Origin of the sequence: Methanorbis rubei, assembly GCF_032714495.1 — an archaeon.
Lineage (GTDB): Archaea > Halobacteriota > Methanomicrobia > Methanomicrobiales > Methanocorpusculaceae > Methanocorpusculum > Methanocorpusculum rubei.
Genome location: NZ_JAWDKB010000004.1, coordinates 36,344 through 57,496 on the forward strand (window position 1 = coordinate 36,344; position 21,153 = coordinate 57,496).

Genomic DNA, 21,153 nt, shown 5'->3' on the forward strand with positions numbered 1-21,153 from the left:
TCAATATATTGCCTTTGGTGAACTATAATAATAGAGGTAGAGTTCCTGTATCATGACCGCACCCCAGTACATCTATGACGGAAATATCGTTGGGAAAAAGATTGCCGAACTGAGAAACACACTGCCGGAGTTCGGGATTTTGTACTCGATTAAGGCAAACCCGTACGCGCCTCTCGTCGCCTATATTGCTTCGCAGAACGTGGGGGCAGACGCTGCCGCGAAGAAGGAGGTCCTGATCGCGGAGGCTGCCGGAGTTCCCGCGGAAAACATTTACTACTCAGGTCCCGGAAAAACCGCTGCAGACCTTGAGGAAACTTTTGACAAATGCATCATCATCGCCGACAGCTTTCATGAACTCGAACTCCTTGACAGTATCGCAAGTTCACGCCGCATAAAAAAATCCGTCGGCATCCGGATCAATCCATCTTTTTTTGGAACGCCAGGAAAGTTCGGCATCGATGAAGAGCTGTGCACGAGAGATGCCTTCTCTCGGTATCCACATCTTGTGATAGCAGGCATTCATGTGCATGTCAAATCTCAGGAGCTTGACTGGCAGAAGATTTACCAATACTATGAAAATGTATTTGCTCTCGCGGAAAAAATTCAGAACGAGCTTGGAGAAAAACTTTCTTTCATCAACTTCGGGAGCGGCATCGGTGTCCCTTACACCGCAGACGACAAACCTGTGGACCTCGCAAAACTCAGCACGGCATGCGGCCTCCTCGTGAGAAAATATCAATCGAAAATTCCGGCAAAACTTCTCATCGAGTCAGGCAGGTTCATCGTCTGCGAGGCAGGGACTTACACAACCAAAGTTCTTGACATCAAAAAATCCCGGGGAAAGACGTACCTCATCGTTGCCGGAGGACTCAATGGATTTGCACGACCTGCGGTTGCAGCTCTTCTCGAAGAAGATCATGTAGCGACAGAGCCACTCTTCACCAAACATCATGCATGGACGATTACGCTTGACGGGAAGTCTGATGAAATGGAGATGGTCGACATCGTTGGAAACCTCTGTACCGCGTCTGACATTCTTGCAAAAGATTTTCTTTTGCCAAAGGCAGAGATAGGCGACCGCATCACCATCACCAACGCAGGAAGCTACGCCTGCACACTTTCCTTTCAGCAGTTTGGAGGTCAGCAAGCACCGGAGGAGACACTGATACTCCCGGAGGGGTCTTCCCATTAAGATTATTAACACAGCCTGCTCATAAGTATAGGAACATACGAGGGTAAGGTATCCGTAAGGACTTAGGCCCCCGCATTCACAATATTCCAACAGAGGAATAGTTTCTCCAAACTACGTGCACGTTCTTTGGGGAACAAACCACGCAGGAAACTGCGTATAAAGATTCATCTATCCAAAAATCTACTTTAACAGAGGTAATTGAATGGGACAGGGAAAATTCGCAGCAAGAAAGCTTGTTCGCTCCGCCAAGAAATTCCGGTGGAGTGACTCAGTGTATGCGCGCAGAGCGCTCAAACTGAAGCTGAAAGCAGATCCACTTGAAGGCGCACCGCTTGGACGTGCAATCGTTCTTGAAAAAGTTGGTGTTGAAGCAAAACAGCCGAACTCAGCAATCAGAAAGTGCGTTCGTGTTCAGCTGATCAAAAACGGTCGTCAGGTCACTGCATTCGCAGTGGGCGACGGTGCAATCAACTTCATCGATGAACACGATGAAGTCACTATCTGCGGTATCGGCGGTCGTGCAGGACGTTCCATGGGAGATATCCCCGGAGTCCGTTTCGTCGTTATCGGCGTCAACGGTGTCACCCTCAATGAGCTTGTCATCGGACGCAAAGAGAAGTCACGGAGGTAAATAATATGACAGAAGAACAGGCTGCAACCAGCAAAATCCTGCTGTTCAACAAGTGGGATACCAGCGAAGTTGTGGTAAAAGATGCGGGTCTTATCCGCTACGTCACGGTTACCTCAACCGAGGTCCCGAGCTCCTGCGGCAGACTGACCCAGCAGCAGTTCACCAAAAGCCAGATGGCAATTGTTGAGCGGCTTATCAACCGTCTGATGCAGAAAGAGGGCAACACCGGCAAGAAACAGATGTGCACCCGTATGGTTATGGATGCCTTCGATGAGATCAACAAGAAGACCAAGCAGAACCCGCTTCAGGTCCTTGTTGATGCAATCGCCAACGCCGGCCCACGCGAAGAAACCGTTCGTCTGAAGTACGGCGGTATCAACGTCCCGAAATCCGTGGACTCCGCTCCAATTCGTCGTGTCAACACAGCACTCCGCTACATTGCCATGGCAACCTGGAAAGGTTCCCACAAAACCAAGAAACCGGCATCACAGGTGCTCGCCAATGAGCTGATCATGGCAGCAAAAGGAGATGCAAAATGCTTCTCGGTCGGAAGGAAGGAAGAAGTCGAGCGGATTGCGAAGTCGGCTCGGTAAACAAATATTAATTCTTTTTTTAATGGTGTATAATGTCACGCGGAAAGAAGATGGTTGAAAAGATTACTGAGCTCATGAACGAGCCCCAGTACATCCGTAATATCGGTATCGTTGCACACATTGACCACGGAAAGACCACCCTTTCTGACAACCTCCTCTCCGGAGCAGGAATGATCAGCGAGGAACTTTCCGGCAAGGCATGCTGGATGGACTCTGACGAGGAAGAACAGGCGCGTGGAATCACAATTGATGCATCCAACGTGTCCATGGTTCACACCATCGGCGACCACGAGTACCTCATCAACATGATTGATACTCCCGGTCACGTTGACTTCGGTGGGGACGTTACCCGTGCAATGCGTGCGGTTGACGGCGCTGTCGTTGTCGTCGACTCTGTTGAGGGGCCGATGCCGCAGACCGAGACGGTTCTGCGTCAGGCACTCAAAGAGGGTGTCCACCCGGTTCTGTTCATCAACAAGGTTGACCGCCTTATCAATGAACTGAAAGTTGACCCGCAGGAGATGATGATCCGCCTTGGCAAGGTTATTGACAAGGTTAACAAGCTCATTAAAGGAATGAACGAGGATCTCTACAACAACGGCGGATGGAAACTTGACCCGATGAAAGGAAACGTTGCATTCGGTTCCGCTCTCTACAACTGGGCAATCTCAATTCCGTACATGAAGAAGTCCGGTGTGAGCCTTCAGACGATCATCGACAAGTGTAACGAGGGAGATACAAAGTACTTAGCAAAGACCTCACCGCTGCACGCTGTTCTTCTTGACATGGTCGTTACCTTCCTGCCGAACCCGCTTCAGGCACAGGGTAAGAGATGCCACATTATCTGGCACGGCGATGTTGAGTCTGAGATCGGTAAGGCAATGTATGCCTGCGATGCAAAGGGTCCGGCAGCAATGATGGTTACTGACATCTCTTTTGACAAGCATGCAGGAGAGGTTGCAACCGGCAGACTGTTCTCGGGAACGCTGACCCGCGGTATGGAGGTCTACATCTCCGGTACTGCAGGCAAGCCGAACAGACTTCAGCAGGTTGGTATCTTCATGGGCCCGACCCGTGTGGATGTCGACAAGGTTGTTGGAGGTAACATTGCCGCAGTTACTGGTATGAGCGATGCTATTGTTGGATCGACTGTTTCTTCCATTAAGGACATGACTCCGTTCGAGTCCCTGAAGCACTACTCTGAGCCGGTTATGACCGTTGCAGTCGAAGCAAAGAACACCAAAGATCTGCCAAAGCTGATCGAGGTTCTGCGCCAGGTTGCAAAGGAAGACCCAACTGTTCGTGTCAACATCAATGAGGAGACCGGAGAACACCTTATCGCAGGTATGGGCGAGCTTCACCTTGAGATCATTACTGGTCGTATCAAGAGAGACAAGGGTGTGGATATCGTTACCTCCCCGCCAATCGTTGTATACCGTGAGACTGTGTCCAAAGCACTTGACGGAACTGTTGAGGGTAAGTCCCCGAACAGACACAACAGATTCTTCCTGTCGGTTGAGCCGATGCCGGAGAACATTCTTGAGGCAATCCGATCCAGTGAGATCTCGATGAACATGGACAACATCGCACGCCGTGATGCGCTTTTCGCACTTGGTCTCGACAAGGATGAGGCAAAGAGCGTGAAGGATATCTATGGCTCGAACATGCTCATCGACTGCACGAAAGGTATTCAGTACCTGAATGAGACGATGGAGTTAGTCATCGATGGTATACACGAGGCACTCGACGGCGGACCGCTCGCAGATGAGCAGGTGCAGAACGTTCTCATTAAGCTCCACGATGTGAAGCTGCACGAGGATGCTATCCACCGTGGTCCGGGACAGGTTATTCCGGCAGTCCGTGGTGGTCTGAAGGCTGCTCTGTTAATGGCAGGCGACACACTGCTTGAGCCGATGCAGAAGATCCAGATCACTGTTCCGCAGGATCAGATGGGTGCGGCAATTTCCCAGATTCAGGGACGCCGCGGCCAGCTGTCCACGACCGAGGCTGAGGGTGACCAGATTGTGGTCAACGGCGAAGCACCGGTTGCAGAGCTGTTCGGTTTCGCAGGCGACATCCGCTCTGCAACGGAAGGCCGCGCAATGTGGTCCACTGAGTTCGCAGGCTTCTCTCCGGTTCCGCAGGGTATGCTTTCTGAGATCGTTATCGGTATCAGAAAGAGAAAGGGTCTCAAAGATCAGATCCCAACTCCGAAAGATTACCTCGAGTAATTTTTTCGGACAAATTACAGAGAATACTTCTCCCGGGAAATTCGGGAGTCAACCCCTTCCTCTGTTATCTTTTTTCTTTGTTTTCGTTTGCGATACTGTGAGAGATTATTTTCATCACAACAGCAAATTACTCATATCTGGCGAGATTTTCAGAAAATAACAGCAAATAAACTCGTAGTTTACGGAAACGGTTTATCTTCAGCAAGGTAATTACTTGCTATGAAGAAAAACAGCATACTCTTCATTGGCCTCGTTCTTGCGGTGCTCGCAGTTTGCATTGTGGGAACGGCAATCGCGGCCAGTCATGAGCCGCAGAGCGGTAATACAACAGTATTGACTCCAGAACTCACGATTACGGTTGAAGAGGCCGCGACAGTTTCCGCAGGCGAGCAGGTGAAGTTCATCATTCCGTCAAACCCGACTACCGGCTATCAATGGATTGTGACGGATGCTGAAGGTCTGAACGTGACCGAGAAAGATTTCATCCAGGCAGAACACGAGGAAGGCATGGCCGGAACCGGAGGATGGCAGGTGTTTTCCCTGACCGCAGAGAAGGCAGGAACCTACACCTTCACCGCTGAGTACAAACGGTCGTGGGAAACTGATGCAGAACCAGTCTACACCTTTACACAAACCGTTGTCGTGAAGGAAGCTTCGAGCGAATCAGCAGAGGAGCCGGTGTATGTCGTCTCCTTTGACGGAACGATGAATCCGCAGGTGAATGAAGTCGTAAAGATCACAATTCCGGGCAACCCGACGACAGGTTATGCATGGAACGCAGCCGCAGCAGAGGGCCTGACAATTCTGAAGTCAGAGTACCTTCCTTACGAACATGAGAGCGGCATGACCGGGTTCGGTGGAACCTATGTCTGGTACGTAACCGCAGAGAAGTCAGGAACCTACACCTTCAACGCAGAATACAAGCGTTCATGGGATACGACTGCGGCTGAGCAGTTTGCCGTGAATCTGACCTTCATCGAATAATCAATACAAAATCTCTTGGGAAAGCCGGGGAAACTCTCCGGTACTTTTTTTAATCACGGTTTTTGTTAGTCCCAGATAAACTACTTTTTCTTTTTCGCCAGCCAACATACAGAGCAGTTATGTCCGGGTCAGTTCAGCATGCATCAGCTTGTCCGATCGTATTCAACGACGGCAGTGCATTTGACATGCATGTCCACACCAATCACTCCGATGGCTTCGTCCGCATCCCCGAACTACTTGCCTACCTCAGGCGCAGAAACCTTTGTGCCGCAATCACGGATCACAATGTCATCACTGGTGTCTGTGAAGCCTACGAACATGAAGATGCGGGCAACCTGATCATCCCGGGCATTGAGGTCTCTGCAGTTGACGGACCGCATATGCTGATCTATTTTGATACCGTTCGCGACCTGCAGTCCTACTACGAGTCATCAGTCCACGACCATCAGGGGGCATGCCCCCACATGGCAACCGATCTCACCACCGAACAAATTGTCATCGAAGCAAACGAAAGCGGCGGCTTCGTCGTCGCCGCACATCCGTACGGTTACGCCATGCTGGTCCGCGGAGCCCTGAAGGCAATTGATGTCGGCATCGTGTCTCCAATTATTCTCGACAGCATCGACGGGCTTGAGGTCATCTGCGGCGGCCTCTCACACTCTCTCAACACACGCGCTGAAGCCTACGCTGCTCTGAACAACTTCTGCATGACCGGAGGCTCAGACGCCCACACGCTTCGCGAAGTAGGACGTGCCGTCACCGTTGCAGACGAAGTGCTTCCTGTGGAAGAATTTCTTGAAGCAGTCCGCCTCCAGAGAACTGATGTCATCGGCTGCGAACGGGGGCCTGTCAACAATCTCCTCATGGGCACGCAGGTCCTCGCCAAGTACGTGCCCTATCTCGGGCCGGGGCTTGCCGTGCATCTGCGGCAGGGAAAAATGCGGCTGAGAAAATAGGATCACTTCGCAGCTCCGCCCACGGAAAAGTGGATCACACGGAAATTTCACAGAAAAACATCACGAAGCAGATGAGAGCTTCACGGAAATATAATTTCGTTGGTTTTTTTTCAACAGGAGAACTGAAAATTATTTTGCGAGAGTACATAAAAATAATTTTGAAGGAGAGTTCCGTGATGTTCACGTCTGCTCCGTGATGTTTTTTCCGTGCCTATTCTGTGTGTTCAGTGTGTTCCGTGGGCGGAGCTGCGAATAAAGCCTACACACACCAACACATCGAAAAAATTATTCGCTGCAGATGCGTTTTGCAACAGCAGCGTACGTCTCCATCACATCGCCCAGCTCTTTGCGGTAGACATCCTTGTCAAGCGATGCCCCGACAGAGCCGTGATCCCACAGCCGCATCGAGTCCATACTGATCTCATCCCCTAACCGAATCACGCCGCATGCATCCCTGCCGAACTCAAACTTCATGTCGATAAGATCCAGATCCTTTTTCGCAAGATTCTCGCGGAGGAGAGCGTTCACCGCAAGAGCGAGCCTCTTAATCTCCCGAAGCTCTCCAGCAGTTGCAATACCAAGAGCCAGAACAATATCATCGTTCACCATCGGGTCATGACGGGAGTCATCCTTCATGTCAAGAACGATCACCGGCGGGAAAAGCAGCTGCCCCTCGGTAAATCCATAGTTTTTCACAAGAGAGCCTGCCGCACGGTTGCGGACAATGACCTCCAGCGGAATCATGGAGAGTTTTCTGACCAGATGAGTGTTTTCTGACACCGCAGAGAAAAAATGCGTTGGAATATTTGCGGCCTCAAGCAGCGGATAAAAATACGCAGTGACTTCTGCATTGTAGGCCCCCTTTCCCGACAGGACGTTCTTTTTCTGCCCATCAAACGCCGTAATATCATCGCGAAACACCACCAGAAGTTCATTGGGATTGTCGGTCAGATACACGGACTTTGCCTTACCCACATAGAGAAGATCGCCCTGCTTCATATCCCATATATTTCACGGGAGTTGTGATAAGTGTTAGCACACATCACAGATCATACGTTTGCTTCGAAAGGCTCTGGACCAGCGGCAGAAGCTCAGGAGAAACCCATTCCGCGTTGCAGTACTGCGGGTAGACGCACAGCCGTTCACGCAGTTCATATCCTGATGCGATGCCGCGGAGGGCGTCCAGTGCCGGCCAGGGATGTTCGGGGTTGATGTAATCGATCGTCACCGGAGACACGCCGCCCAGATCTCTCACGCCACAGGAGAGCAGAGCTGACGCGTCCGCTAAGTTCGGCGGGATCTGAATCGAGATGCTTTTTGGAAGAATCTCAGCAGCCATTATCAGTGTCTCGCGAATGGAGTTTGCGGTCGCACCCGGCGTATCCGCCATCTCGGTTCCCGGTTTTGGACAGAAGTTCTGGATGATGACCTCCTGAATGTGGCCGTACTGTTTCTGCAAGTCCCGGATCACCATAAGCGACTCCTCACGGTCCGCAGCGGTCTCGCCGACGCCAAGCAGAAGACCGGTTGTAAACGGAATCTTCAGCTTGCCTGCATCAGCAATCATTTGAATCCGGACCGCAGGGTCTTTTCCCGGACTGTGGCGGTGAGCAGGAACTTCAGCGGTTGTTTCAAGCATCAGCCCCATACTTGCGTTCACCGTGCGCAGCCGCTCCATCTCTTCATACGTCAGGATACCTGCGTTGGTGTGCGGCAACATTCCAAGGTCAATGGCGGCCCGACTCATCGCCATGCAGTAGGACAAAATATCCGGGTATCCGATTTTTTCAATGTGCTGCCCGAACCCGGGTTCGTTTTCCGGCCGCTCCCCGAATGTGAACAGCGCTTCCGTGCAGCCGAACTCGCTGCCGCGCCTGAGTGTTGCAAGAACCTCAGACTCCGGCATCACGCAACCGTCCCTGACGGGCGATTTAAACGAACAGTAGCCGCAGGCATTCGCACACACATTGGTTAACGGGAGAAACACGTTGCGGGAAAACGTAATCGTTTGGGCCATAGCTCTTCTAAGATTGGGTTGCAAGGGGATATTAATCTGATCGGTTGTCTGGAGTGGGGAGAGGAAGTATTCACTCAGAAAACTTCTGCATAATTCGTCCCATTACCAGAAACACCACCGCAAGCACCAGTAAAATTGCCGCACACTGATACAGAACAATCACCCAGTCGCCGTCGCCAAGCAGCAAACCTGCCACCGCCGCAATAATCGCTGCAACGAGCAGTCCCTTGCCCCAGAGTAGACAAAACTGTTTGTAGGAAAGTGTCATCGATATCTCACCAGCCGTGTGTGTAAAATATATCTCTCTGGACATATAACTACAAAGTATCTCATGATTGATATTCTCTGGAATCTTATCGGGGAAGGAGTCGTATGGTTTGTCGCAATCATCGTCATCCTCGTGAATATCGGGGCCATTGTAACCCTGCTCTTTCTTGAACGGCGAAACCCGCAGGTGGTCGCCGGCTGGCTGCTGCTCATCCTGCTCGTTCCGATAATCGGATTCGTCGTCTATTTGTTCTTTGGCAGACACCTGTATGGAGAACACATCTTCAGCAAAAAGACCCTCGCCGACGAAGGTTTCGCAGAGATCGCCCAGTACCAGTACAAACAGATTCAGGAAAAAACTCTGAAACTTCCCTCTGAGGTTGAGCGCTTCGACAGTACCATCGCACTCCTCCTCAACTTGGACGATGCCGCATACTCTGACAACAACAAAGTTGACGTCTACATTCACGGCGAAGACAAGTTCGCCGCATTCAAAGAGGCGATCAAATCCGCAGAGCATCACATCCACATGGAGTATTACATTCTCCGTGCTGACGCACTCGGACGGGAGATCATCGACCTTCTCGCAGAACGTGCCGCAGCAGGTGTTGAGGTGCGGGTGCTCTTTGACGCGGTCGGTGTCCAGAAGGTCAAAAAAGAGTTCTATGCAAATCTCACCAAAGCAGGCGGACAGGTCGCGATCTTTTTCCCGCTGAAAATTCCGTTCCTCAATACCCGCATCAACTTCCGTAACCACCGAAAAATTCTCGTGGTTGACGGAAAAACCGGATTCATCGGCGGCTTCAACATCGGTGATGAGTATCTCGGCAAAGGCCCCCTGGGCTACTGGCGCGACACACACCTGCGGATTCACGGAGCATCAGTCGCGTCGTTGCAGACGCGGTTCATTATGGACTGGAACTACACTATGCCGAACGCTCCGGTAGTTCTCGAAGTCGACAGAGACGACAACAACCGGTACTACCCGATAAAGGAGCTTCTTGCACCGCACGGAACCTCAGGAGTCCAGATTGCGTCGTCCGGTCCGGACAGTGCAGGCAGGGCAATTTATTCAGGGTTTGTGAGCCTCATCGGCCATGCGAGAAAATCGATCTATATTCACACGCCGTACTTCATTCCTGACGAGACAATCTTCACCGCACTTCTGCTTGCGATCCGTGCAGGAATCGATGTGCGGATTGTGATTCCCTGCAAGCCGGATCATCCGTTCGTCTACTGGGCAAGCTACTCGTACTTGGGCGACCTCGTTCGTGCGGGAGCAAAGGGCTACACTTATGACAACGGGTTCATCCACAGCAAAACAGCAATCATCGACGGGGTTGCATCAACGATCGGCACGGCAAACTGGGATATCCGCAGTTTCAAACTGAACTTTGAGACGAATGCTTTCGTCTATGACGAAACATTCGGACAGATGATGAATGAGATCATGACCAAAGAGATGGAAGAGAAGTGCACGCTGGTGACAGCTGAGATCTACAACAACCGGCCTACCTGGATCAAGTTCAAGGAAGGCATCTGCCGGCTGGTCTCTCCACTGCTCTAAATTATCTCTATTCATTCCTTTTTTGTAGAGCAAGAGAGCATATAGTAGCAATGAAAGTTCTTGCGTTCAATGGAAGTCCGAGAAAGTCCTGGAACACGGCAACCCTGCTGAAGAATGCTCTGGAGGGAGCGGAGGCAATAGGGGCGGAGACCGAGTTGATTCATCTGTATGATCTGAATTTTAAGGGATGCAAAAGCTGTTTTGCCTGCAAAATGATCGGAGGAAAAAGTTACGGAAGATGTGCGGTGCAGGACGATCTTCAGGAGATTTTTACGAAAGTGGAGGAGGCAGATGCGCTTGTCTTCGGGTCTCCGATCTATCTGGGCCGCGTGTCCGGCGAGATGGCGGCATTTTTGGACCGGCTGGTGTTTCAGTATCTGGAGTACGGACCAAAGCAGACGCTGTTCCCGAAAAAGATGCAGAGTGGATTCATCTATACGATGAATATTACAGAAGAACAGATGAAACAGTCAGGACTTGAGTCGCATTTTGCGTTCAACACGAGAATTTTAGAGAGAACGTTCGGGCCGACCGAGTTGCTGACAAGCTGCAATACCTATCAGTTTGCAGATTATGCCAAAGTGGTTTCGTCGTCATGGAATGTTCCGGAAAAGACGAAACAGCGTGAGGAGGTGTTCCCTCTTGACTGCAAAAAGGCGTTTGAGTTAGGAGCACGTCTTGCGGCAGCTTCGCATGTATCTGAGTGAAAAAGACAAATAACTTTTTTTGAGGTTTAGATCAGGAATGTGAGCGATGTTTGTGGTTTATTTGAATGTTCATAATGTTACTAACGAGACTTTGGTCAGAGAACATATATACTCCTTCGTACAGTGATGCAGGGTTGTGGGGATAATTTCCTTGAATCACAGCTTGGTTGAGGAAAAATAGTGTTGTTGAATGAAAAAATTCGGTGGGGATGTGTGTGAGGCGGGGAGTGAGCGCTATTGAATGAAGCAGAATTTGAGATTCACGTTTGGTTAGAATTTGTTTTCGAAATTTGCAGGAAATTTACATGGTGGCTTTCAGAAAGTCCTGCGAAACGCGATGAACTTGAAAAATACTCCTGTAAATTGATTGAATGGAAAATATCCGCAGAAACAAAAACTTTCGCGAAACGACGTCAGAACATCAATCTCCCACTCTGTTGAAAGCAGAGTATCCTCATAATCGGGGAATTACAACTCAGATGGTTTCACCTTTTTCACCATCATTTCAAATTTCTTTTGCATCGGGGTGTCGTGAATGACTTCTTTGAACGGAAACAGTGTATCAAACTCCGAAACGAGACTTTCCGCCACATTGTAAATGTCATCTTCAAAATAGCGCCCCCTGGCACTGGTAAGTGCGCCCTCGTACAGTTCACATCCATGGAGCGCATCGGCGTACATATTTTCAGCATTTCGAATACCAAAACTCTCAGCGACGACAAATCCTTGACGAGTGTAATAATCAGTGTCTCCGAAAAGCAAAATACCTCGAAAACCTTGGCCCTTTGCAATTTTTTTGGTATGTGCAATCAGCATACCACCAATACCTTTCCCCTGATACTCCGGCAAAACACCGATCGGACCAAGGCTGATTACCTCGTACTGTTTTCCGTCGTCACCGGCAATAGAGGATTTCAGGCACATCACATTACCTACAATTTTGTTCACCATCTGTTGCCACAAGGTCAAGTTCCGGAATAAAAGTCAGACAATCCCGCATTATGTGAATCAAATAGTGTTCGGCACAAGCAGGAGAATAATGATTCCAAAACGCTTCCCGTATAACATTTTCAGTTTCAAAATAATCTTCCGGTGTTTCCTCTCTTAATCGAATCATATCTACCGAAAAAAGAAAAAGATCAGTTTGCCTTCGCAATACTGATCGACAGCTTCAGCTCATCAATCTCCCACTCCATTGAAAGCAGGGCATGCTCGGCAACACAACACGAACACGGCTTCTCCTCAGGCGACCGGATCTTCAGACACGACGAGCGAACCTCATCAGCAATCAGATCATGCTTCGCATCAACGAGTTTCGTAACACGGTCGTCCATCACCACAACCTCGCACGAAATCTTCGCATCCACCGCAAGATCAGCCTGCTTGCGCATCTCCTGAATTCTGCGGATAACCTCGCGGGCATATCCTTCAGACTCAAGCTCAGCAGTCAGCGTCACATCCACATACACCATACTGCCGTCACCAAGCGGAGACGAGAACACATTCTCCGGCATCCGTTCTTCGAATGTCATATGCTCATCAGTAAGCTCTGTCGCAAAACCATCCTTCTCCATCGCAACCTTACCGGAAGCAGCGAGGGCTGCCCTCAGGGCTGTTCCATCCGACTCCTCGATGAATGCCTTCACCTTCGGACCATCGCGACCGAACTGTTTGCCGATAACCTTCATCACCGGCAGAGCAGTCCACTCCACGCGGTCCCAGATGCCGGAAACCGCACGCACCGACCGTGCATTCGCACGGTCGCAACAGAGATCGTTCATCACCAACACCGCATTCGCAACCGCCGGCGACGCAGCAGCAACCACAACCTCACCGACCGGCCAGCGCCCTTTGCGCTTACCATTCTGCCGGGCATTGGCCACCGCCTCATCAAACTCCTGCACAATCGTCATCTCCTCCTCAAGAGCAGAATCGATCAGCTGCGGAACACCGGAGAACCAGTCCTGCATATGAACCGAAGGAGAGTCGCCGGAACACTTCAGATTCTGATACATCTCTTCTGTGATATGCGGGGCGAACGGCGCAAAAATCGTCATCAGTCTCCGCAGCACGTAGTACATCGTATCATACGCCTGACGCTTCGAAACTGAATCCTCCTCAAGCCACATCCGCGGACGCACAAGCTGCACATACCAGCGCGACAGCTCATCAAGCACGAACGTCGCAATCGGACGCGTTGCACGGTGCAGATTGCAGACCTCCATCTCTTTTGTAACTGCTTCTGCAAGAGAGTTCACGCGGCTGACCAGCCAGCGGTCCTCACGACCGAACTCTGCGATATGATCCTCGACCACAGACGGATCCCAGACTCCTGCCGCAGTCGTCGCCGGAGTGTAGCCGTCCAGCTGCATATACGGCAGCGGGAACCGGTAAACATTCCACAGCACATTGAACATCCGGTGCACCGTCTTCACGCCCTCCATCGAGAACCGCAGATCATCCCACGGCGCACTCGCCGAAAGAATATACTGGCGAAGAACATCCACACCAAACTGGGCAACAACCTCCTCGGGAGTGATAACATTCCCCAGGCTTTTGCTCATCTTCTTGCCGTTTGAGTCCAGCGAAAATCCGTGCATCAGCACAGACTTATACGGAGCCTTGCCGAACGCAATCGTTGACAGTGCCAGCTGCGAATAGAACCAGCCGCGGGTCTGATCCTGCCCCTCAAGAATGAACTCAGCCGGCCAGGAGTTCTCAAACGCCTCGGTCTCATGCGGGAAATGCAGGGTTGCCCAGGACGCAACACCGGAATCATACCAGACATCAAAGATGTCGGGCACACGCCGCATCGCACCGCCGCATTCGCAGGGAATCGTGATATCATCCACATACGGTCGGTGCGGATCGGTCATCTTCTGACCAGACATCTGTTCAAGCTCTGCATATCTGCCGATCACATGATACTTGTTGCAGACCGGACAGACCCAGACCGGAATCGGGATACCCCAGTACCGCTGTCTGGAGATACACCAGTCGCGTACCTCCTCAATCCAGTCATGGAACCGGGCAGAACCTGCCCACTCCGGATACCAAGTGACCTCGTCAGCGATCTCGGCAAGCATCTTGTCGCGTGCCTCTTTGACTCTGAGGAACCACTGCGAGGTTGCGCGGTAGATGATCGGGGTCTTGCACCGCCAGCAGTGTCCGTACCGGTGGGTGATCTTGCGTTTTGCAAGCATTGCAGTGCCGAGCACCTCGATTACTGCGTTGTTGGTCTCTTCATCCTTGACATATTTGCCTGCAAAGACGCCTGCATCAGCGGTGAAATTGCCGTTGCCGTCAACCGGACAGATGATCGGAAGGTTCTCACGGAGACCGACAAGATAGTCGTCCCAGCCGTGACCGGGCGCGATGTGGACCATTCCGGTGTTTTCGAGCGCGACGTAGTCTGCAATGACGACGCGGTGTTCTACCTGCTGCTGGACCGGAACATGCTCTGCGAGCGGGGAGGTGTATTTGGTTCCGGCAAGTTCAGCGCCGGTCTTGGTTTCAATAATCGAGTAGTCCTGATATTTTCCGTATTTGAGGATCTGCTCGGCAAGGTCTTTGGCGATCCAGAGGTCTTCGGAAACACCGTCTTTGACTGCGCGGACTTTGGCGTAGACGAAGTCAGCGCCAACAGCGACTGCGACGTTTGCCGGAAGGGTCCAGGGAGTGGTTGTCCAGATGACGAGGTATTCGTTTTCGCGGCCGGTAATCGGGAATTTGACGAAGATGGAGGGGTCAGTTTCGTCCCAGTATTCGACTTCGGCGTCGGCGATGGCGGTTCCGCAGCGGGGACACCAGTTGACGACGCGGCTGCCGCGTTCCAGCATTTTTTCTTCTTCGCACCGTTTCAGGGTGTACCAGGCAGCTTCGATGTAGCCGGAGTCGACCGTCTGGTAGGGGTCGTCGAAGTCCATCCAGACGCCGAGGTTTTTGAACTGCTCGGACATGAGGTCTTTGTGGGTGAGAGCAAAGGTGCGGCATTCTTCGATGAAGTTTGCGACGCCGTGTTTTTCGATGTCGGCTTTGTTTTTGAAGCCGAGTTTTTCTTCGACTTTGACCTCGATCGGGAGGCCGTGCATGTCGTAGCCTGCACGTTCCACGACGTTTTTGCCGGTCATGGAGTGGTAGCGGAGAATGCTGTCTTTGAGGATTTTGTTCCAGGCGGTGCCTAAGTGGATGTAGCCGGTGGTGTAGGGCGGGCCGTCGACGAACAGCCAGGGTTTTCCTCCGGAACGGAGTTCACGGGTTTTTCGATAGGTGTTGTTGGCGTCCCAGTAGGTGCGGACGCCGCTTTCTACGTTTGCAGGGACGTAGCTTTCGGTGATTTCTTTCACGGTATTGTTCCCTCAGGTATAGTGTCTGTATAAGTTGGCGGTGATGATAGATAGTGATTTGGGAAAGATTTGTCAAAAAAAAGATAAGTTACCACTTTTCGGTGATGAAACGTTGACCATCTGTTTTGGGAACGTAATATGCCTGATTGATGCTGTTTGGTTTATCGGGAACAGTCTGAGCCACTTTTCCGATCGTAACCAGTGGTTTCAACGATTTTTTTGCCCAATCCCGAGTTTTTCCAAAAATAATGCTGAGCTCTGCGGCAGTCGTTTCGCTTCGTGAAGAGCAGATTTTCAGGATGAGTTCCTCTTTTTTTTCCGGAGTGATTCTTTGCCCGAGATTGAAAATTTCTTCTCTGAGAGATTCGGGTAAGGTTCTAAAGAGTTGCTGTCGTTCGCTATCTCCATCTTCCCCTAACAACTGGATGCGTTGTGGTAGTAACTGGGGTGATAAGCCGAAATCAGCGTTATTATCTACTTGCAACTGGATGCGTTGTGGCGATAACTGGGGTGATAAGCTGAAATCAGTGTTATTATCCAGATGTCGTTGTGGGAGAGTGTAGTAGGTTGCAGAACCATGAGAATGCTGAACGAGCAGTCCTTTCTCTCTAAGTTTTTTCAGAATGTTACTGGCTTTGAGAGTGTCATGCCCAGTGATATCCCGACAGATTTCATTGGAAACATAGTCATATTTTTTCGCATACACCAAAATGCGGGACTCTTCGCTGGACAAATTTGCATCTTTAAAATGTTCCAGCCATTTCATTGCATCTTCGTCCATGAGTTGATGAAGATACAGAATAGCACTAAAGGTGTTTTCAAATCTGTCTGATTGAAACACAGGAGGATCCTGATTGGCTTTTTTCATGAAATCGCGAATTTTAGCAATACCAGTCCCCTTGTTTTCAGCGTATTCTGTTTCGTGTAAAACATCGGCAATGTTCGGATTTCGTGTTTTAGAACCAGGAGTTCCTATTTTGTCCAGAGACTTCAGTGAATACCCAGGATTATGAAATTCGATTCTATCCGCGAATCGGATGACAAGGGTTGGCCCTGAAACTTCGTAATCCCGATGCATGACAGTATTAACCAAAACTTCACGAATAGCTTCGTAGGGGATAGGAGTCTGTTCAGATCGCGTGAGAGAACCCGATGGAAAAGAAAACTCCCGTATCATGTCATCCATAATGGCAACTTCTGCCTTGGGGAGGAGAGTCATGAGCCCTTCACGCAGCTCAAGTGTGTAGTATTCACTCATTTCTTCTCCCCATTCACGCCCTTTTACTCGTAGATAATCCAATCGAGTCATGGGAAAATATTTTTTCAGAGCTTTTTCTGTTCCAAACAGGATGAGTCCAGAAACAGTTGGTCGTACTACTCCGTCAACAATTTTCGTGCAATGCAGTGCATCAAGAAGATCGCTGTCATTCAGCTGCAGTTCAGATGCGTTGGGTTTTCGTTTTGCTCGCAGCCTGCGATATTCGCTTATTGCATGAGGCTCAATATCCGCAAACGAGGTCCCTGAGATGATTGTTTCGTCGTAGGGCCGCATTTTGCGAAGGGTGTATAAATACGCAGTATCAGTGTCAGTACAGAGTATGTCTCCTGAAGCATTCCGGCGATAGGCGGCAGTAATGATTTTTGGGTGGCTTTTCCCTCCAATTTTTTTCTCGAATGATATTGGTTTCAATCCATCAGGAGCTTCTTCAATAAAGACATCGATTACTACTTTTCCGTCAATTATGGTAGTTGCAACCTGAGGGCGAATCTGGGAGGAGAAGATATTTGCACAGAGACTGTTGAGGTCATTTTGAAGTTTGTCAGGTTCGTTTACACCGGATGGATAGTATGCAGGTTTTTCAGGATCATTCTGATGAGATACGCCAAGGAGGATATAGCCGCCACCGAGTCCTGGTTCATTGGAAAAAGCGCTTATGGTCTCTTTTATGGATTCTCCCAGTTGGTTGGTAACGCTTTTTGCTTCGATGCGGGTATGTTCGTCAAGAGTGTTGAGTTCTTCGAAGAGTTGCTGAATATCTGTGTCCCGAATATATCCCATCGAAAAATATCCTCCTATTTATGTAAAAGATGGTTGGGTTCTCTATATAATGATTATTGCTTTTGAACAGAAGTCTGTTCAAGTATTTTCCATATCCCCTCCACATCCTCCACCGCTCCTTCCTCGCCCGCCTCGAACGATCCGTACACCGCATGCACAGCACGCATGCCGACTTCCCGGGCCGGAATTACGTCGCGGTCAAGCCGGTCGCCAATCATGACTGCTTCATCAGCAGAAACACCAAGCAGTTCAAGGGTTTTCTGATAGACAAGCGGGTTTGGTTTTTTGACGCCGAAGGTCTCAGGAGCGATGACTGCGGTAAAGTATTCGAGGAGTCCGAGCGTTTTCAGCCGGTCAAGGGCATCAACTTCTTTGGAGTTGGTGATGACGGCGAGCCGGACTTCGGCGCTGCGCAGGGCAGAGAGGAGTTCGGCGATGCCGGAAAAGGGTTCCAGACAGTTTCGTTCAACGGCAAAGTAGAGCCAGCTGCAGGTGGTGAGCAGGTCGTCGGAGAGGTTGTCACGCTCCGTAAGATAGGGTGTGAGGGTGTCGGTGACGAGTGTTGGTTTGTCGCCGTTCAAAAACCGCAAGGTGAGTTCGCCCAAAGGGTCGTCGAGATGGATTGCCAGGACTTCTGCTGCACGGATGCGGGCAAGGAGGAGGCTGTGCAGGGTGTTGTCGAGGTCGAAGATGACGGCTTTGGGGAAGGAGGCGGGCATAGATCAGATATCTCATTATACTTAGACAGCAGGCGGGATGAAGATATCCGAGTGCCTCAGCACTCCCTACAATCAACTATAAATGTCATACAAATACTATACATAACAGGTACAAAAGTCCATGACGAAAACCTCCTCACTCAGCATTCGCGTCGAGACGGAAACAAAAGACAAAGCCGAAGCCGTATGCAAAGAGCTGGGAACAAATCTGTCCAACGCGGTCAACATCTTCCTCGCCTCACTCGTCCGCTGCAATGGATTTCCCTTTGAACTCAAAATAGAAACGTCCAATGAGGAAACCATGCAGGCGATGCAGGAAGCGCGAAAAATTTCCCGCGAAAGATCTGCAAAACGATACAAAAATGCGGATGACCTGATCAAAGACCTGCTGGACTGACGCATGTATGAAATAACGGTAACCAGCAGATTCAAAAAAGATATAAAAAATCTCAGAAAACGCGGATACGACATCTCTCTTCTGAAAAATGTCATAGAGATTCTCGCACTGGGAGAGAAACTTCCGAAAAACTACTATGATCACGGGCTGAACGGTGAATGGTCGGACTTTCGCGAGTGCCACATTCAGCCTGACTGGATACTCATCTATCGGATAGACGAGGAGATTCTCATTCTCGCACTGACAAGGACCGGCACCCACAGCGATCTTTTTTGAAACTCTGCCAACTATACGCAACTGTTTGCCGCAGCAGAAAGACCAGAATAACCATTTAACTTCATACTGAGCGAGCTCGTATACACGTATAGTGAAAACGAAAACTCACCTCATATCTAAATATAATATGGTAGCCCTAAGAAAATCCAGACAAAACACACTCCAACTATACGCAGTATACGAAATACCCATAAAAAGTCATAAAAATTAAAAATACGAAAAAAATGAGGGAATTGTTGGTGTCCCAACATTGCGCACAACCTTACGCAATCGTTGCCTGCCGCTCGACCGGCAGCAGAGAATACATCTTGAAGTTGCCGGAACGGGTTTCTGACTTCTCCAGATACCACTCTGCTCCTGCAAACCGTGTGCCTACATACTCTTTCAGCCACATTCCCACCTTCACCGAAGAGAGCGTCCCCGAAACCGCGGACCGGATCATCACTTCATCCGCATAATTCAGCAGACCCTCATGCCCGGTCCCGCTTTTTCGGGCTGCCCCTTCCGCAACCAGAATCTTCAACAGTGCCTTCGCCGAAAACGCTCTCTCGCCAAACGTTGCATACAGTGCCTCAATCAGTTCAGTCCCCTCAACATCCGCCTCGTTCTCCTCGCTCTGCATCTCGCCCTGATTGGCAAGAATCGCAGACCATCCGGCATGCGCAAGAGCGCCGCCCACCACATGCAGCCACTCAGGAAACTCAGACAGATTCCCGGACACAAGCCTGAATGCAGGCTCGCCTGCGTTGCGCCAGCTGCGGAGCAGCACCGCAACGCCCCACACCGCCTGCGGATGCATCGCGGATGCCGGTTCCAGCAGCTCGGTCTTCGTGCGGGAGAAACGAATCTCCTGCCAGGCCTTCGGTGCAGCCAGCCGCACCAGAAACATTCTGCCGGTCACGTCAGCCCGGATACTCATATGCACCCCGTTCACCACAAAAAACGCCGGGTTTTTTCCGGTAAACGAAGAGTAGGTCCCCATGTTTCGGGACATCACCCGTCCTGACCCGGAAGTCGCCGAAAGCAGAACTTCAGGCGTCCAGTCGGTTCCGGCAACCACATTGTCCAGAACAACGTATCCGAGATTCTCGCGGACGGTCATCCGCACAATCTTCTCCATCTCATCGCGACGCCTGCTCGCCGCATGCACGAACGGAACCTCGCCGTGCGCAAGCGCACCTACCGCGAGGGCCAGAAGACTCCCGCCGGCACGCGGCGTGTTCTTGTCGATCGCCCAGATGGGAACCGGACCCTGCATGGTCGGACGAAGAACGGCAGTCATCAGCGCTGCAATCGCGTTCGCTGCATCCGCAGGGCCTGCAAACAAAAATTCGCCGAAGATGTTGGCAAACATCTCGCGGACGAACTCTACGTCAGATTCGGTCGGATGCTCAGGCACCGGCGGAAGCGTGTGCGATGCGGTCAGAAAAAATCCTGACGCTGCATCAAACCCTGCCGTGCATGCAACCGTTCCGTCGGCTCTAAGCAGAACGCCGGAGTGCAGACCGGCAAGCGCAGGAATCAGCCGATACCGCTCCGAAGGAGCGGCGATCGCTGTGTCCAGCAGGGCATTGTGCGGCTCGACAATGACGTCCTTCAAAAAACGTTTCCATGTGCCGGCTTCTGAGAGGATCAGGCGAAGCCGGTTGCGGTCCAGCGGGACAACAGCGTAGCTACCGTCTTCGTTTTGAACGACACGGACAAGATGTCCGTCCTGCCGGAATACGCTCGGACCCTGGCCCGAGGCATTGAACCGCGCGAGTGCAAGATGCACCTGTTTGACTGAATCAGTGATCTTTTCATGAAGATAGAACACGGCGGGAAACACCGGAGAGTCTTCGGAAGAAGAGTAGGCGTCTTGGCTGTGTTCAAACGGGGTCAGAAAATCGGCAAGGTTGCCGGAGTCCTGACCAGTGTCAGGGGGGAGGATTTGTTCGCTGTTTGGCATGAATATCACCTTGGGAGTGGGTGAATGGGGATGAGGGAATGGTTCCGCTTCGGTATGCTGGCGGGAGTTCTGCGGGTCAGAACCCGGATCTATATATAGCGCTCTCTGAGATGATAATTGTATATTTTTGGTTGTTGTTGTACTATTATTTTTGAGATGTCCACGGGGTGTGTGATACCACGAAAAGATTTGATCCGTTTTTTCTGAAAATGTAAGCGGGTTAGTGGTGAGCGTGGTTTCGCTTGAAAAAAAACCGCAAATCC

18 protein-coding genes are annotated in these 21,153 nt (G+C 50.8%); 10 read left to right on the forward strand and 8 right to left on the reverse strand.

Features of this window, described 5'->3' with window-relative positions; all coding sequences use genetic code 11:
• The first annotated feature begins 52 nt into the window (after positions 1–52).
• The 6 genes from McpCs1_RS05130 to McpCs1_RS05155 all read left to right on the forward strand — a co-directional run bounded on the left by McpCs1_RS05130 (position 53) and on the right by McpCs1_RS05155 (position 6,587).
• Positions 53–1,192 carry a type III PLP-dependent enzyme domain-containing protein gene (locus tag McpCs1_RS05130; protein ID WP_338096190.1) on the forward strand — a complete coding sequence of 380 codons (1,140 nt, stop codon included), beginning with the start codon at positions 53–55 and terminating at the stop codon, positions 1,190–1,192.
• Positions 1,193–1,394: 202 nt separating this feature from the next.
• Positions 1,395–1,823 (forward strand): 30S ribosomal protein S12, encoded by a 429-nt coding sequence (locus tag McpCs1_RS05135; RefSeq protein ID WP_338096191.1) that lies wholly within the window; start codon positions 1,395–1,397, stop codon positions 1,821–1,823.
• Positions 1,824–1,828: 5 nt separating this feature from the next.
• Positions 1,829–2,416 carry a 30S ribosomal protein S7 gene (locus McpCs1_RS05140; RefSeq protein WP_338096192.1) on the forward strand — a complete coding sequence of 196 codons (588 nt, stop codon included), beginning with the start codon at positions 1,829–1,831 and terminating at the stop codon, positions 2,414–2,416.
• A 32-nt stretch (positions 2,417–2,448) separates the two neighbouring features.
• Entirely contained in the window at positions 2,449–4,647 is a 2,199-nt protein-coding gene (locus tag McpCs1_RS05145; RefSeq protein ID WP_338096193.1) for an elongation factor EF-2, read from the forward strand.
• Positions 4,648–4,866: 219 nt separating this feature from the next.
• Positions 4,867–5,631, forward strand: coding sequence for a protease inhibitor I42 family protein (locus tag McpCs1_RS05150; RefSeq protein ID WP_338096194.1), 765 nt, complete (start codon positions 4,867–4,869; stop codon positions 5,629–5,631).
• Positions 5,632–5,750: 119 nt separating this feature from the next.
• A complete protein-coding gene (locus McpCs1_RS05155) occupies positions 5,751–6,587 on the forward strand; it encodes a PHP domain-containing protein (RefSeq protein ID WP_338096195.1) in 837 nt (278 codons plus the stop codon).
• 285 nt (positions 6,588–6,872) lie between these two features.
• Here McpCs1_RS05155 and purC read toward each other — a convergent pair whose 3' ends face one another.
• The 3 genes from purC to McpCs1_RS05170 form a co-directional block, all read right to left on the reverse strand.
• Positions 6,873–7,586, reverse strand: a complete 714-nt coding sequence (gene purC, locus McpCs1_RS05160; RefSeq protein WP_338096196.1) for a phosphoribosylaminoimidazolesuccinocarboxamide synthase — start codon at positions 7,584–7,586, stop codon at positions 6,873–6,875.
• A 43-nt stretch (positions 7,587–7,629) separates the two neighbouring features.
• Positions 7,630–8,604: a 7,8-didemethyl-8-hydroxy-5-deazariboflavin synthase subunit CofG gene (gene cofG, locus McpCs1_RS05165; RefSeq protein WP_338096197.1), complete on the reverse strand. Its 975-nt coding sequence runs from the start codon at positions 8,602–8,604 to the stop codon at positions 7,630–7,632.
• A gap of 70 nt (positions 8,605–8,674) precedes the next feature.
• Positions 8,675–8,872 (reverse strand): hypothetical protein, encoded by a 198-nt coding sequence (locus McpCs1_RS05170; protein WP_338096198.1) that lies wholly within the window; start codon positions 8,870–8,872, stop codon positions 8,675–8,677.
• Between the two features lie 63 nt (positions 8,873–8,935).
• Here McpCs1_RS05170 and cls point away from each other — a divergent pair, with 63 nt between their 5' ends.
• A complete protein-coding gene (gene cls, locus McpCs1_RS05175; RefSeq protein WP_338096199.1) occupies positions 8,936–10,438 on the forward strand; it encodes a cardiolipin synthase in 1,503 nt (500 codons plus the stop codon).
• A gap of 50 nt (positions 10,439–10,488) precedes the next feature.
• Complete coding sequence (locus McpCs1_RS05180; protein WP_338096200.1) at positions 10,489–11,145, forward strand: flavodoxin family protein; 657 nt, start codon at positions 10,489–10,491, stop codon at positions 11,143–11,145.
• Between the two features lie 468 nt (positions 11,146–11,613).
• On the opposite strand, the gene McpCs1_RS05185 is transcribed toward McpCs1_RS05180, so the two are convergent.
• The 4 genes from McpCs1_RS05185 to McpCs1_RS05200 form a co-directional block, all read right to left on the reverse strand.
• Positions 11,614–12,096 (reverse strand): GNAT family N-acetyltransferase, encoded by a 483-nt coding sequence (locus tag McpCs1_RS05185; protein WP_338096201.1) that lies wholly within the window; start codon positions 12,094–12,096, stop codon positions 11,614–11,616.
• A gap of 188 nt (positions 12,097–12,284) precedes the next feature.
• The gene (ileS, locus tag McpCs1_RS05190) at positions 12,285–15,491 is read right to left on the reverse strand and encodes an isoleucine--tRNA ligase (RefSeq protein WP_338096202.1); all 3,207 of its coding nucleotides are present in this window, start codon (positions 15,489–15,491) and stop codon (positions 12,285–12,287) included.
• An 88-nt stretch (positions 15,492–15,579) separates the two neighbouring features.
• Positions 15,580–17,550, reverse strand: a complete 1,971-nt coding sequence (locus McpCs1_RS05195) for an ATP-binding protein (protein WP_338096203.1) — start codon at positions 17,548–17,550, stop codon at positions 15,580–15,582.
• Between the two features lie 53 nt (positions 17,551–17,603).
• Entirely contained in the window at positions 17,604–18,269 is a 666-nt protein-coding gene (locus tag McpCs1_RS05200) for an HAD family hydrolase (protein WP_338096204.1), read from the reverse strand.
• A gap of 121 nt (positions 18,270–18,390) precedes the next feature.
• On the opposite strand from McpCs1_RS05200, the gene McpCs1_RS05205 reads away from it, so the two are divergent.
• Together McpCs1_RS05205 and McpCs1_RS05210 are read left to right on the forward strand one after the other, a co-directional pair.
• Entirely contained in the window at positions 18,391–18,666 is a 276-nt protein-coding gene (locus McpCs1_RS05205) for a type II toxin-antitoxin system RelB/DinJ family antitoxin (RefSeq protein WP_338096205.1), read from the forward strand.
• A 3-nt stretch (positions 18,667–18,669) separates the two neighbouring features.
• Positions 18,670–18,942 (forward strand): type II toxin-antitoxin system YafQ family toxin, encoded by a 273-nt coding sequence (locus tag McpCs1_RS05210; protein WP_338096206.1) that lies wholly within the window; start codon positions 18,670–18,672, stop codon positions 18,940–18,942.
• 262 nt (positions 18,943–19,204) lie between these two features.
• Here McpCs1_RS05210 and McpCs1_RS05215 read toward each other — a convergent pair whose 3' ends face one another.
• Entirely contained in the window at positions 19,205–20,890 is a 1,686-nt protein-coding gene (locus McpCs1_RS05215; RefSeq protein WP_338096207.1) for a hypothetical protein, read from the reverse strand.
• Positions 20,891–21,153: the final 263 nt, after the last annotated feature.

Coding starts and splice junctions, on each gene's coding strand:
- McpCs1_RS05210 (WP_338096206.1), top strand. CDS start 18,670: ATGTATGAAATAACGGTAACCAGCAGATTCAAAAAAGATATAAAAAAT.
- McpCs1_RS05150 (WP_338096194.1), top strand. CDS start 4,867: ATGAAGAAAAACAGCATACTCTTCATTGGCCTCGTTCTTGCGGTGCTC.
- McpCs1_RS05140 (WP_338096192.1), top strand. CDS start 1,829: ATGACAGAAGAACAGGCTGCAACCAGCAAAATCCTGCTGTTCAACAAG.
- McpCs1_RS05155 (WP_338096195.1), top strand. CDS start 5,751: ATGTCCGGGTCAGTTCAGCATGCATCAGCTTGTCCGATCGTATTCAAC.
- McpCs1_RS05195 (WP_338096203.1), bottom strand. CDS start 17,550: ATGGGATATATTCGGGACACAGATATTCAGCAACTCTTCGAAGAACTC.
- McpCs1_RS05130 (WP_338096190.1), top strand. CDS start 53: ATGACCGCACCCCAGTACATCTATGACGGAAATATCGTTGGGAAAAAG.
- cofG (WP_338096197.1), bottom strand. CDS start 8,604: ATGGCCCAAACGATTACGTTTTCCCGCAACGTGTTTCTCCCGTTAACC.
- McpCs1_RS05215 (WP_338096207.1), bottom strand. CDS start 20,890: ATGCCAAACAGCGAACAAATCCTCCCCCCTGACACTGGTCAGGACTCC.
- purC (WP_338096196.1), bottom strand. CDS start 7,586: ATGAAGCAGGGCGATCTTCTCTATGTGGGTAAGGCAAAGTCCGTGTAT.
- McpCs1_RS05185 (WP_338096201.1), bottom strand. CDS start 12,096: ATGGTGAACAAAATTGTAGGTAATGTGATGTGCCTGAAATCCTCTATT.
- cls (WP_338096199.1), top strand. CDS start 8,936: ATGATTGATATTCTCTGGAATCTTATCGGGGAAGGAGTCGTATGGTTT.
- McpCs1_RS05145 (WP_338096193.1), top strand. CDS start 2,449: ATGTCACGCGGAAAGAAGATGGTTGAAAAGATTACTGAGCTCATGAAC.
- McpCs1_RS05200 (WP_338096204.1), bottom strand. CDS start 18,269: ATGCCCGCCTCCTTCCCCAAAGCCGTCATCTTCGACCTCGACAACACC.
- McpCs1_RS05180 (WP_338096200.1), top strand. CDS start 10,489: ATGAAAGTTCTTGCGTTCAATGGAAGTCCGAGAAAGTCCTGGAACACG.
- McpCs1_RS05205 (WP_338096205.1), top strand. CDS start 18,391: ATGACGAAAACCTCCTCACTCAGCATTCGCGTCGAGACGGAAACAAAA.
- McpCs1_RS05170 (WP_338096198.1), bottom strand. CDS start 8,872: ATGACACTTTCCTACAAACAGTTTTGTCTACTCTGGGGCAAGGGACTG.
- McpCs1_RS05135 (WP_338096191.1), top strand. CDS start 1,395: ATGGGACAGGGAAAATTCGCAGCAAGAAAGCTTGTTCGCTCCGCCAAG.